The sequence below is a fragment of the Streptomyces sp. NBC_00045 genome (assembly GCF_045041095.1).
Taxonomy (GTDB): Bacteria; Actinomycetota; Actinomycetes; order Streptomycetales; family Streptomycetaceae; genus Streptomyces.
The window spans coordinates 6,288,451-6,301,478 of record NZ_CP108271.1; the positions used below are offsets into that span (position 1 = coordinate 6,288,451).

General features: G+C 73.8%; 10 protein-coding genes. 5 read left to right on the forward strand and 5 right to left on the reverse strand.

What is annotated here, in order from left to right:
- The first annotated feature begins 67 nt into the window (after positions 1-67).
- Positions 68-1,465 (forward strand): UDP-N-acetylmuramate--L-alanine ligase, encoded by a 1,398-nt coding sequence (gene murC / locus OHA65_RS29295; protein ID WP_327279183.1) that lies wholly within the window; start codon positions 68-70, stop codon positions 1,463-1,465.
- Positions 1,466-1,487: 22 nt separating this feature from the next.
- Positions 1,488-1,895 carry a peptide-methionine (R)-S-oxide reductase MsrB gene (msrB, locus tag OHA65_RS29300; protein WP_327279184.1) on the forward strand — a complete coding sequence of 136 codons (408 nt, stop codon included), beginning with the start codon at positions 1,488-1,490 and terminating at the stop codon, positions 1,893-1,895.
- Between the two features lie 61 nt (positions 1,896-1,956).
- Here the strand turns inward: msrB and OHA65_RS29305 are convergent, their stop codons facing one another.
- The 4 genes from OHA65_RS29305 to OHA65_RS29320 form a co-directional block, all read right to left on the reverse strand.
- A complete protein-coding gene (locus OHA65_RS29305; protein ID WP_327279185.1) occupies positions 1,957-2,709 on the reverse strand; it encodes a hypothetical protein in 753 nt (250 codons plus the stop codon).
- Between the two features lie 20 nt (positions 2,710-2,729).
- Positions 2,730-3,605, reverse strand: a complete 876-nt coding sequence (locus tag OHA65_RS29310; RefSeq protein WP_327279186.1) for a hypothetical protein — start codon at positions 3,603-3,605, stop codon at positions 2,730-2,732.
- Between the two features lie 87 nt (positions 3,606-3,692).
- Positions 3,693-4,112, reverse strand: a complete 420-nt coding sequence (locus OHA65_RS29315) for a helix-turn-helix transcriptional regulator (protein WP_327279187.1) — start codon at positions 4,110-4,112, stop codon at positions 3,693-3,695.
- The gene (locus tag OHA65_RS29320; RefSeq protein ID WP_405757302.1) at positions 4,109-4,744 is read right to left on the reverse strand and encodes a LuxR C-terminal-related transcriptional regulator; all 636 of its coding nucleotides are present in this window, start codon (positions 4,742-4,744) and stop codon (positions 4,109-4,111) included. Before OHA65_RS29320 ends, OHA65_RS29315 begins: the two co-directional genes overlap by 4 nt.
- Positions 4,745-5,065: 321 nt before the next feature.
- On the opposite strand from OHA65_RS29320, the gene OHA65_RS29325 reads away from it, so the two are divergent.
- The 3 genes from OHA65_RS29325 (at position 5,066) to OHA65_RS29335 (ending at position 11,630) form a co-directional block, all read left to right on the forward strand.
- Positions 5,066-8,308, forward strand: coding sequence for a type 2 lanthipeptide synthetase LanM family protein (locus OHA65_RS29325; protein ID WP_405757304.1), 3,243 nt, complete (start codon positions 5,066-5,068; stop codon positions 8,306-8,308).
- 41 nt (positions 8,309-8,349) lie between these two features.
- Positions 8,350-8,580 carry a hypothetical protein gene (locus OHA65_RS29330; RefSeq protein WP_054220842.1) on the forward strand — a complete coding sequence of 77 codons (231 nt, stop codon included), beginning with the start codon at positions 8,350-8,352 and terminating at the stop codon, positions 8,578-8,580.
- A gap of 119 nt (positions 8,581-8,699) precedes the next feature.
- The gene (locus tag OHA65_RS29335; RefSeq protein ID WP_327279190.1) at positions 8,700-11,630 is read left to right on the forward strand and encodes an AAA family ATPase; all 2,931 of its coding nucleotides are present in this window, start codon (positions 8,700-8,702) and stop codon (positions 11,628-11,630) included.
- A 68-nt stretch (positions 11,631-11,698) separates the two neighbouring features.
- Here the strand turns inward: OHA65_RS29335 and OHA65_RS29340 are convergent, their stop codons facing one another.
- A complete protein-coding gene (locus tag OHA65_RS29340) occupies positions 11,699-12,982 on the reverse strand; it encodes an MFS transporter (RefSeq protein WP_327279191.1) in 1,284 nt (427 codons plus the stop codon).
- Positions 12,983-13,028: the final 46 nt, after the last annotated feature.

Sequence of the window (13,028 nt, forward strand, 5' to 3'; positions counted from 1 at the left end):
ACGCGCCGGGACGGTCCGCACCGCCGAGACCCCCGACGTACCGACCCGCACCTTGGGGAGATCCCGTATGACGCCGCCCGGCCTGCCGAACGCCATGGAACGCCCGCACTTCATCGGCATCGGCGGCGCCGGCATGTCCGGCATCGCGAAGATCCTCGCCCAGCGCGGCGCGCAGGTCGCCGGCAGTGACGCCAAGGACTCCGAGACCGCCGGGGCGCTGCGCGCCCACGGCGCCACGGTCCACATCGGGCACGCGGCCGGCCACCTCGCCGACGACGCCACCTGCGTGGTCGTCTCCAGCGCCATCCGCGCCGACAACCCGGAGCTGGCCCGCGCCGCAGAGCTCGGCATCCCCGTCGTGCACCGCTCCGACGCCCTGGCCGGCCTGATGGACGGCCTGCGCCCGATCGCGGTCGCCGGTACGCACGGCAAGACCACCACCACCTCGATGCTGGCGGTGTCCCTTTCGGCCCTGGGCCTGGACCCCTCGTACGCCATCGGCGGCGACCTGGACGCCCCCGGCTCCAACGCCCACCACGGCGAGGGCGACATCTTCGTGGCGGAGGCGGACGAGAGCGACCGCAGTTTCCACAAGTACACCCCGCAGGTCGCGATCATCCTCAACGCGGAGCTCGACCACCACGCGAACTACGCGTCGATGGAGGAGATCTACGAGTCCTTCGAGACCTTCGTCGGCAAGATCGTGCCCGGCGGCACCCTGGTCGTCGCCCACGGCCAGGCGGGCGCCGCCGAGATCGCCGGCCGGGTCCGCGCCAACGAGGGCCTGAACGTCGTCACGTACGGCGAGGAGGAAGGCGCCGACGTCCGCATCACGAAGATCACGCCGCGTGGCCTGACCAGCGAGGTCACCGTGGTCATCAACGGCCGGATGCTCACCTTCACCGTCTCCGTGCCCGGCCGCCACTACGCGCACAACGCCGTCGCGGCCCTCGCCGCCGGTGTCGCCCTCGGCATCCCGGCGCACAACCTGGCCTCCGCCCTCGGCAAGTACACCGGCGTCAAGCGCCGCCTCCAGCTCAAGGGCGAGGCCGCGGGCGTGCAGGTCATCGACTCGTACGCGCACCACCCGACCGAGATGACCGCCGACCTGGAGGCCATCCGCGGAGCCGCCGGGGACGCCCGGATCCTGGTCGTGTTCCAGCCGCACCTGTTCTCCCGTACCCAGGAGCTCGGCAAGGAGATGGGCCAGGCCCTCTCCCTGGCCGACTCGGCGGTGGTCCTGGACATCTACCCGGCCCGCGAGGACCCGATCCCCGGAATCACCAGCGAGATCATCATCGCGGCCGCCCGCGGCGCGGGGGCCGATGTCACCGCCGAGCACGACAAGGCCGCCGTCGCCGATGTGATCGCGGGAATGGCCAAGCCCGGTGATCTCGTTCTCACCATGGGCGCGGGTGACGTCACGGACCTCGGTCCGGCGATCCTCGCCCGGTTGACGGACTGAGCGACGAGGGAGCGGGAGAGTCATGTCGTACGAGGTCGAGAAGACGGACGAGCAGTGGCAGGCCGAGCTGACGCCGTCCGAGTACCAGGTGCTGCGCCTGGCCGGCACCGAGCCGGCGTTCCGCGGTGAGTACACCGACAGCAAGACGGCCGGCGTCTACTCCTGCCGCGGCTGCGGCGCCGAGCTCTTCCGCTCCACGGAGAAGTTCGAGTCGCACTGCGGCTGGCCGTCCTTCTACGACCCGAAGGACTCCGACGCCGTCGAACTGAAGGCGGACGTGTCGCACGGGATGGTCCGCACCGAGGTGCTGTGCGCGAAGTGCGGCTCCCACCTGGGCCACGTCTTCGAGGGCGAGGGCTACCCCACGCCCACCGACCAGCGCTACTGCATCAACTCCATCTCGCTGCGGCTGGCCCCCGACGAGGGCTGAGGCGGCCCGCTGCTCCTCCCGTCACCTTCGTCCCGCCGGGCCCCGCCCGGCGGGGCTCCGGTCAGACGCCCACGCGGTCCAGGGCCGGGAGGAACTGGTCGTAGAAGGCCGTCTTGAGCTGCACCGACCGCTCCTCCAGTTCTTTGAAGCAGTCGCCCGCCCCCTCGCGGGCCAGCAGTTCGGTCACCCGCGCGGCCAGGCGGTCGGAGTGGGAGCCGGAGAGCAGGGACACCCTCGCGAGGGGCCGGGTCTTCGCGTCGTGGACGTGGTGCGGGTGGTAGAAGCGCGAGCGGTTCTCGCCCCCGCCCGCGAACAGGGGGCCCATCCGCTCCCAGAGCCGTCCGTACTCGGCGGAGACCAGGACCTCGCCCCAGAACCGCAGGACGGTCAGCAGCCGCAGGTCGGCGTCGTCGTGGGCGCCGCATGCGGCGATCAGCTCGAAGGCGTCGTCGACGGCGCGGCGCGTGGCGGCCGTCGGTCTCGACGCCACCACGGCGTCCCTGGAGATCCCGAGCAGGCCCAGGTCGTGCGTCATGTCCTCGCGGTGCGAGGGCGTGTGCCCGTCCCCGCCCGGGTACTCCTCGCGCAGGATGACACGGGCGATCCGCTTCCCGGCCTCGTCGCGCAGCAGGTCGATCGCCAGATCGTAGGACGGGGTGAAGGCGAGGGAGACGAATCGCCGCTGGAGCAGGAGGGCGGCGAAGTCCTCGTCCGGCAGCAGCGCGATGCCTGCCAGGACCGGGTGCTCCTCGAACCGTTCGACCAGTGCGTCCTCGAACGCGTCCAGCTCGTGCAGGGGCGTGGGCATGGGCATGGGCCGTACCTTTCCGTGGTTCACAGGCTGATGTCCCCGATGGAGTTGCGCCAGTCGCCCAGGTCCACGTCGCGGCCGATGCGCCACAGGGTGTCGAGCTCCTTGCGGACCTCCGTGCCCATGACGGTGTCGTCGCCGTCGATCTCGGTCTGGGTGGAATCGATGGCGAGCTGGCCGTGCAGGAACGAACTCACCAGGAAGTGGCCGTCGACCTTGAACACGGCGATGGACGGCAGGGAGTTGTACACGCGGACCCGGAGCAGTGGACGGCCCTCCGGCCGGATTCCCAGGCAGAGCTCGGCGAGGCCGGCCAGGCACCGCTCCACGCTCGCCCTCACGTCCACCGCGAGCGCGCGATCGCGTACGGCCGTCAACGCCTCGTCACGCAGCCCCGCCACGGGTGATGCCGGATGCAGCAGCATGATGCGCACCGGGACCTGCCGGTCGACGATCGCCTTGCGCAACGCGGGCTCGATGTGCTCCAGATTGGGGATCCACGTCTGCAGGATGACGACTTCCTGTGCGGCGCGGTTCGCGAACTCCGTGAACTGGTCCTCGGGGAAGCGCCGGTGCACCCTGACCACGCCGCTGTAGTGCTCCTGCTTGAGCCGCTGCGCGACCGCGTCGATGTCCAGCTTGGACAGGTGTGCCTCGATGTTGGAGTCCAGCGCGCTGACCTGGGCCTGGACGTCGTCGAGCTTCCTCAGCCGGTCGATCTCCAGCAGGAGGAACACCGTGACCGTGCTCAGGATGAGCAGCGTGACCTTCGGGAGCGCACCTCCGGGCGCCAACGCGTCGAGCCAGCCGAACAGGTCCGCCAGCAGCACCACGACACCCGATGCGGCCATCAGGCCCAACGCGATCCGTTCCGCCCGATAGCGAAATTCACCGCTCATGCCACACCAGCCCCCCGGCGCGCCGTCTGGGCGTCGACCGTACACCGCGCCACTGCGCCGTAGACGTGCTTCTGGACATGAACGGTTTCAGATGAGGCTGTGCCGGACCGCGCAGGCCACGGCGTGGGCGCGGTTGCGGGCCTGCAGGCGGGACATCAGCTCGTAGATCACGTTCTTGATCGTGTGCTCCGAGCAGGACAGGGTGCGGGCGATCACCGCGTTGCCGTGACCCTCCGCCATCAGCGTCAGCACCGCGGTCTGGCGGGCCGTGAGCCGCGGGGCGTCCGGTGGGGCCCCCGCGGACCGGAGGGCCCCAGCGGCCGTGGTGGCGGCCGGGGCGGCGGTGGCGTTGCCCGCACCGGCGGTGGTGGCCGCGCCGAGCAGCCGGACCAGGGCCGGGTACGGCATCCTGCCGTCCCCGGCCTGGCGCAGCAGGCTCAGCCGGTCCGGCGCCGCGGGGAGCCGTACGGGCACGCTCTCGCGCGTGAGTTCGGCGACGGCGCTCACAGCAGGCCGACCCGGAGGGCGTAGGCCACCGCGTGCGCACGGTTGCGCAGCCGGAACCGTTGGGTGATGTCGTGGACGACGCTGGTCACGGTCCGCGGCGAGTAGCACAGCTGCTTGGCTATCTCGTTCGTCTCGTGGCCGTCGGCGACCAGCCGCAGCACGCTGCGCTCGCGGTCGCTCAGGCCGGCCGCCGCCCACGGGTCCGCGCCCCCGGCGGGGTCGCCGCCCGCCCGGCCGCCGGCGCCGGAGCGCTCCAGCAGCCGGTCCAGGAGGTCCGGCGGCAGCGTGCAGTCGCCGCGGGAGGCGGCCAGGACGGCGCGCGAGAGGCGGGTGACGTCCGCCTCGCGGCGGCGCAGCAGCCCGCGGGCGCCGGCCGCTATGGCGTGCAGGGCGCCGTCGGGCGCCAACTCGGCCGCCACCAGCACCACATCGGGGCGGGCCGGAGTGTCGCGGACGGTGCGCAGGACGTCGAGCTCGGGCCGGCCGACCTGGTCCACGGTCATGACCACGACCCGCGGAGCGCCGCCCGGGGCCGTCAGGGACACTTCGGGGCAGGCGAACAGGGTGCTCTTGGTTCCGGCTTCCAGCACGGGGTCGAACGCGACGACGTCGACAGGGACGGGTACTCCCACCAGGTCCTCCGATGATCATCCGCCGGCCGGGGTGCCGGACGGGCGGAAGGGGCACTGGACACAGGCTGCGGGTAGGGGACCGGGTGCGGCATCGGGCGGCGGCCCCCACATTTGTGAAGGACCGCCCCCGCTGGCGCGGTTCCTGCGCAGCCAGCCCTCCGAGGAGCCCGCGACCTGCCGGAACCCGTACGCCGCGGGCCCGCCCCGCGGCCCCCGCACCACCCCGTACGGCAGGCCCGCGGGGCCCATGGGGGCGGCTCCGCGGAATATGGGGGATCGGCCCCCATGTGCGCGGCCCCCGCCCTCTGCGAGTTTTCTCCTGTGACTGACACCGCCACCACCGCCGAAGAAACCCAGGTCGGCGGCCTGGCCCCCGCTTGGTGGGCCCGGGCCCTGAACCTGCGGGAGCGGCTCGCCGCCCCGGGTACCCCGGTACCCGCGCCGGCCGACGCACCCCACAGCCGACCGGCTGCGTGGAACCTGGGGGACACGGACGGCTTCGCGGCCCGGCTGGCGAACCTGGGAGCCACGGAGGAAACGGCGTACGCCCTCGCGGCGGAAGCCCCCGGCCGGCTGGCCGCCCGTACGGCCGCGCCGCAGTGGGCCCGCTCCATCGAGCAGATCGTGGCATCGGCCCCCGCACTCGCCGGCCGACCGGCCGCCCCGGCGGCGGGCGCGGACGGCGCCGCGGTGTTCCTGCCCGCGCTGCGCCCCCTGATCGACTCCGCCTGGGCGCAGGCCGCCGCGCAGATCGACCTGCCCGAGGACGAACTCGCCGTGGTGCGAACCGCGTTCGAGGAGCGGCTCGGCGACCGGCTGGTCCGCCAGTCCGCCCGCACCCTGGTCCGCGAGCTCCACCGGGCCCGTACGGAGGGCCTGTTGGCGGGGGAGACCCCGCAGGGGCGGTTCGCCTCCTTCACGGCCCGGCTCAGCACCGGGAAGGGCCTCGCCGAGCTGTTCACCCGCTACCCGGTGCTGGCCCGGATGCTGGGCCAGGCCTGCGGCCACGCGGCCTCGGCCACCGTGGAGCTGCTGGACCGGTTCACCGCCGACCGGGCGGAGATCGTCGCCGGGCTGCTGCACGGCACCGACCCGGGCGCCCTCGTACGGGTCGACCTGGGGCGCGGCGACGTCCACCAGGGCAACCGGTCCGTGGCCCTGCTGCGCTTCGCCGGTGGCGCGACCGTCGTGTACAAGCCCCGGCCGCTGGACCAGCACCTCCTGCTGGACCGGGCCGTCGAGTGGACCAACGGCAAGGTACCGGGCCTGGGCCTGCGGACCCCGCGCTCGGTGCGCGGCGACGGGTACGGCTGGCTGGAGTTCATCGAGCACGCCTGGTGCGGCTCGCCCACCGAACTGGACCGGTTCTACCGGCGCCAGGGCGCGCTGCTGGCGCTGCTCTACGCCGTCGACGGCGTGGACATGCACTACGAGAACGTCATCGCCTGTGGTGACCAGCCGGTGCTGGTGGACGCCGAGACCCTGCTCCACTTCGGGCTACCGGCGGCCGTGACCTGCGGAGCCGACCCGGCGGCGGACGCCCTGGCCTCCTCGGTGTACCGCACCTGCCTGCTGCCGAGCCTGCTGATCGGGGAGAACGGCGCCATGGACATCTCGGCGCTGGGCGGCGGGGACGGCGGCTCGTACCCCAGCGACGGACTGCGCTGGGAGGCCGCCGGGACGGACGGGATGCGGCTGTTGCGCGGCCCGGTGGCCAGCGCGGCCGGACAGAACCGGCCTGCGCCGCAGAGCAGGGCGGCCGGCCACGCGGACCACCGGGCCGCGCTGCTGGAGGGGTTCCGGGTCGGGTACGACGCGATCACCGAGCACCGGGCCGAACTCCTCGGCACGGACGGAACCGACGGAACCGACGGAACCGACGGAACCGACGGCAGCGGCGACGGCGGCGGCCTGCTGGCCCGCTGGGCGACCAGCCCCGGACGCCTGATCGCCCGCTCGACCCGCCTCTACACGACCCTGCTGGACGAGTCCACCCACCCCGACCTGCTGCACGACGCCCTGACCCGCGACTCGGTACTGGCCGTGCTCTGGGCCGAGTCCGAGCACGATGCGGCCCGCCAGCGGCTCATCGAGGACGAGATCGCCGACCTGTGGTCCGGGGACGTGCCGCTCTTCTTCCACCACCCCGCGGACACCGCGCTGAAGACCTCCCGGGGCACCCGCCTCGACGGCGTACTGTCGGCCCCGAGCCTGCGCGCCGCCCGCGCCAAGATCGCCGCCATGGGGGAGGTGGACCGCCACGACCAGGAGTGGATCATCTCGGCGACGCTCGCCGTCACCGGGGCCAACCTCAGCGTCGGCGGACCCCGTTCGACCCTGGCCGGGCCGGCCGCGCCGGCCGTCGTGCCCGAGCCGTCCCGGCTGCTGGCCGCGGCCTGCGGGATCGCCGACGAGATCGCCGCCCGGGCGGTGCACGGCGGCGGGCGCGTCAACTGGCTAGGCCTGGAGCAGGTGGCCGGCGAGCACTGGGCGGTCCTGCCCATGGGGGGCGGCCTCGCCCAGGGCTACTGCGGAGTGGCCCTCTTCCTGGCCCAGCTCGGCGCCCTGACCGGCGCCGAGCGGTACACCGCGCTCGCCCGGCAGGCCGTACGGCCGCTCCCCGCGCTCCTGGCCACGCTCGCCCGCGATCCCGGGCTGGGCGCAGCGGTCGGACCCGGCGCCCTGCACGGACTCGGCGGCATCGTCTACACGGCGGCCCGGCTGGCCCCGCTGCTCGGCGAGGGCCTGCGCGACTGCCTGCCCGACGCGCTCGCCGCCCTGGAACGCGCCGCCGACGCCGATGCCGAGGAAGGCGCCGAGGGACCGGCCGCGCTGGCCGACGGCCTCGCCGGAGCGCTGGCGGCCGCGGTCGCGGCGCAGCGCACGTACGGGGAGGCGGCGCAGGGAACGGCCCGGCGACTGGCCGACCGGCTGCTGGTCCGGGCCGAGAAGCACCTGGCCGAACAGCACCCGGCGGTCCCCGGCTTCGCCCACGGCGACGCCGGCATCGGCTGGGCCCTGCTGCGCTACGCCGCCGCCCGGCAGGAGGCCGGGCAGCCGGGGGCCGCGTACGCCCGTACCGGCGCCGCCCTGCTGCGTCCGGCACTGGACGAAGCCCTGCTCCGCCCCGCCGACCTCGGCTGGCACACGGGCCTCGCGGGCACCGCCCTGGCGGCCGCCGACGCACTCGGCGCGGCCGGGCAGCCGGTTCCCACGGTAGAACTCGACCGGTGCGCCGCGCTGTTGGGCGCGCCCTCCGAATCACCCGACCTCGGTCTCCACCGCGGCGCCCTCGGATCCCTGGAACTGTTGGGCGTCCTCGCCGGGCAGGGCCACGAGGGGGCCCGGACCGACCTCGGCCGCCGCGCCGGGGAGATTCTCGGCCGACTTGAGGATCACGGCCACCGCTGCGGCACCCCGGACCACGTACCGTCCCCCGGATTCCTCACCGGACTCTCCGGCATCGGGTACGCCCTGCTCAGGCTGGGCTTCCCGGAGGCCGTCCCCTCCGTCCTGCTCCTCGAACCCGCCGTGCACGCCGGCGCCCCCGCACTTCAGCACTGAGCACCACTCCCCATCAGGTAACGAGAAAGGTACTCATCACCATGCAGAAGCCCCAGGTCAACGCCCAGTCCGTCACCGCCGCCGACGAGGCCGCCGCCACGGCCGCCGCCGAGGCGCGGACCGAGGACCCGGCCGGCGGGATCACCCTGTCGGGTCGGAACAAGGCGTGCGCCCGGGCCCGTGCTCTGGCCGGTGTGGTGCTCACCAGCGGCATCGTCATCACCCTGAGCTCGATCGACACCAGCGTGTCGGCCCCGAACGTCACCTGGTAGGGGGTCGGCGGCCCGTGTCCGATCTTCTCCGGATCTCTCCCTGATCTTCACTCCGCCCTTGTTCGAAACGGCCAACTTTCGTCGCACAATCAGCCGTTCGCATGAACTAGATTGCGGACATGCGTTCCCGTTCGCGGTACATCGTCGGTCGTGACTCGCAACTGCGGGAGATCAAACAGGCACTGACCGACGCGGGCGAAGGGCGCGGCGGCGTCGTCTTCCTGGTCGGTGAGGCCGGAATCGGAAAGTCCAGGCTCGCCGCCGAAGCGGTGGGCATGGCCTTCGGCATGGGCATGCGCGCTCTGAGGGGCCGCAGCAGCACCACCGGCCCCACCGTCCCTTTCCGGCCACTCACCGAAGCGCTCATGTCGCTGTTCCGCAGCGGCCCGCTCGACGGCACCTCCCTGGACGACCTGCCCCTGGGCCCCTACCGGCCCGCGCTCGGCAGGATCATCCCGGACTGGAGCAGCGACGCCCAGAACAACAGCTCCATGGTCATCCTCGGCGAGGCCGTCCTGCGGCTGCTCATCGCCACCGGCAAGGAGCACGGCCAGCTCCTCCTCCTGGAGGACCTGCACGACGCCGACCCCGAAACGCTCGCGGTCGTCGAATACCTGGTGGACAACCTGGAGTACACCAACGTGGTGCTCCTGGCCACCATCCGTACGGAGCCCTGCGACGCGCTCGACATGGCCGACTCGGCCCGCCGGCGCGGCGTGGGGACCGTACTGGAACTCGCCCCGCTCACCCGCCCCGAAGTCGGCGCCGTCATCGCCGCCCAGCTGGACACCGAGCCCGAACGCGTCCCGCAGGCGGCCCTGGACCGGCTCTGGGACGACAGCGCCGGCAGCCCCTTCCTCGTCGAGGAACTCCTCCAGGGCATGATCGGCAGCGGCGCCCTGGTCCGGTTCGAGGACGGCTGGCGGGTCGTCGGCGACCTGCGCAGCGACGTGTCGACCGCCCTCGCCCGGGGCATCCTGCGCCGTATCGACCGGCTCGGCCCGCAGGGGCTGACCCTGCTCTCCGCCGCCGCCGTGATCGGCCGCCGCTTCCCGCTGACCGTGCTCCAGCGGATGACCGGCATCGACGACCGCGGACTGCTCAGCCACCTGCACGCCGGTGTCGCGGCCCAGCTCGTCGTCCCCGACGAACCCGCCCCCGACTGGTACGCGTTCCGCCACTCGCTCACCGCCGAGGCCCTGCTCACCCAGCTCACGCCCGGCAACCGGGCGACGATGGCCGGCCGCGCCGCGGACGCGGTCCAGGAGCTGTACCCCGACCTCGAAGGCGACTGGTGCCCCCTCGTCGCCGAGCTGCGCTCGCAGGCGGGCGACGAGGCCGAGGCCGGCCGGCTGTTCACCGACGCCGGCCTGCGCGCCCTGGCGGCCGGTGCGATCGGCTCCGCGATCACCTTCCTCAGCCGCGCCGAACGGCTGCTCGCCGCCAGCCAGGACCCCGCCGGGCGCAGCGACGCGCTGGAAGCCCTGCTTCCCGCGCTCGCCGAAGCCGGCGACTTCGCCCGCGCCTTCGGCTTCGCGGAGAACCTGCACACCCTCGGCGGCAGCGGCCTGAGCGCCGGCCGGCTCGCCGCCCTGCACACCCGGCTCGCCAAGGTCGCCCACACCGCGGGCCGCTGGGAGGACGGCAATAGACAGATAGCCCAGGCCAGAGCCCTCCTGGCCGCCCACCCCGACGAGAGACGCACGGCCTCGACGGATGTCACCGCCGCCTACCTCGCACTCGACACCCCCGGCCCCGACCGCACCCAACTGGCCGAGAAACTCGCCCACTCCGCCCTCCAGGCGGCGCAGCGGCACGGCCTGGCCACCGTCGCCTGCCAGGCCCTGGAACTCCTCGCCACCCTCGCCCGCGAGCGGGACTTCGACGAGGCCACCGCCCTGCTGGAATCGGCCCTGCAGACCGCCGAACAGCACCAGCTGCCGCTCCAGCGCATGTACGCGCTGACCCGGATCGGCGGCAACTACTGGCTCACCGAAGGCGCCACCGCCCCGCTGCTGGCCGCCCGGAGCGAGGCCCAGCGGCTCGGCTCGGCCACCATCGTCTACACCATCGACGGCATCATGATCCTGGACGCCGTCCTGCGGGCCGAGTTCGCCACCGCGCAGCAGTCCGCCGAGGAGTGCCTGGCCGTCGTACAGCGCCTGCGGCTGGCCCCGGCCACCCGGTACGTCCTGATGGCCCGGGCGACGCTGGCCGCCCACCGCGGCGACCGGCCCGCGATGGAGAGCGCCCTCGCCGCCTTCGTCGACTGGGACGGGGCCGGCTCCCAGGAGGAACCGCTGACCCGCGGTCTCGCCCGGGCCTTCTGCGCGCTGACCGAGGAGGACCGGCCCGGCGCCGTCCGCGAACTGCGCGCCGTCGCCGACCTCGAAGACACCAACCCCAGTACGTACTACCTCAGCGGGCGGTACGGCATCGGCCTGCTCCTCGACGTGCTGTCGGGGGAGGCCGACCGCGCCGCGTACGAGGAGATCGCCGCCACCGCGCCCGGTCGGATGCGCTGGAACAGACAGTTCGTCCTGTTCGCCGGGGCCGTCCTGCTGGGCCGCGAACGGCGCCCCGAGGAGGCCGCGGCCGCCGTGGCCGAGGCCCTGCGCGCCGCCGCCCCGTACGCGACCGCGCTCCACCTGGGCCTGCGGCTGATCGCCGACGCGGCGTACGAGGACGGCTGGGGCGAGCCGGTGGCCTGGCTGCGCCGCGCCGAGGAGCACTTCCACCAGGGCGGCGTCGCCGCGGTCGCGGGTGCGTGCCGTGCGGCCCTGCGCCGCATGGGCGCCCCGGTGCAGCAGCGCCGCTCGGGTTCGAGCACGATCCCGGACGTCCTGCGCTCCCAGGGCGTCACGGTCCGCGAGTACGAGGTCTTCCTGCTGCTCGCGGAACGCCTGGGCAACAAGGACATCGCCGACCGCCTCTACATTTCGCCGCGCACCGTCGAGAAGCACATCGCGGCCCTCGGTACGAAGACCGGCCGCACCAACCGCGCCGCCCTGTGCGAGCTCTCCGCGTCCCTGGCTCCGTCGGCGCCCTGAGGCGCCGACCCCCGCGCCGGGACGCCCCCGCCCTGCGGCGCGGGCGTCCCGGCGCGGCCGGCCCCCGGTCAACGCATCTCGCGGACGGTGCGCGAGCTGAGGATGCCGATCCCCGTCACCGCCAGGACGACCGCCGAGACGGCGAACATCGGGCCCGTGCCCGACCCGGCCAGGGCCCCGCAGACGATCAGGGAGAGCGGGGCCACCGCGTAGCCGATCACCAGGTCCACCGAGATCACCCGGCTCAGTACCGAGCCGTCGATGGTGCGCTGGATCCAGCTGAGGCCGAAGACCCCCTGGAAGCCCATCCCGAAGCCCATCGCCAGGACGGTGGCCAGGGCCCCGGCGGTGTTGCCGACGAGGCCGAGCAGGCCCGTGCCGATCGCCAGCCAGCCCGCCAGCGCGGCGATCAGCAAGCCGATCCGGGGGCGGCTGTTCAGGGCGCCGCCGACGAGGGTGCCCAGCATCGCCCCGCCGGCCAGTGCGCCGTTGAGCAGTCCCAGGGTGGCCGAGCCGCCCTGCAGGTCGACCTTGGCGAGGGTGGCGAAGCCGACCGTGAACGGCCCCGCCTGGCAGAAGGTGACGGCCGCGTCGACGGCCAGGATCGTACGGATCCGCGGGTCCTCGAAGGCGTACCGCAGCCCGGCGCGGATCCGGGCGCCCAGCGAGAGCGCGGCCGCCGCCCCCGCGTTCCCGTCCGCCCCGTCCGCCCCGTCCGCGCCGTCCGCCCCGTCCGCCCCGGGGCGGGACGGCGGGCGGATCCCCGAGACGCACAGGCCGCAGAGGGCGAAGCACACCCCGTCGACGAGGAAGGCGACCGGTGCGTTGGAGAAGGCCACCACCATGCCGCCGACGGCCGGCCCGAGCACCGAGGACACCTTCGCGGCGACCCCGAGCAGGGCGTTGGCCGGGGCGAGCAGCTCCTTGTCCACCACCGACGGCAGGATGGAGGCCCGGGCGGGCTGGAAGAACGCGTCGACCGCGCCGAAGGCCGCGGCGGCGCAGCACAGCATCCACACCGTCAGGGATCCGGCCAGGCCGGCCAGGCCCACGCCGGCCATCAGGCCGGCCCGGACCCAGCTGGAGAGCGTCATCAGGGTCCGGGAGGACCACTTGTCGCTGAGGGAGCCGCCCACCAGGGTCAGCAGGGCCCGCGGCACCGCCTGGCACGCGAGGACGTAGCCGAGGGACAGGGCTGAGCCGGTCAGGCCGAGCGTGATCCAGGAGAAGGCGATGTAGCTGAACCCGTCGCCGAGCAGGGACAGGGACTGCCCGAGCCACAACAGGCGGAACGACGGCAGCCGGGCGGGGGCGCTCAGCCGGGACCGCACGTCCACCAGGGTGGAAGCCATGAACGAATCCCCTTCGTAGGTCTGTCGGGCCGCCGTCCGGCGGCCG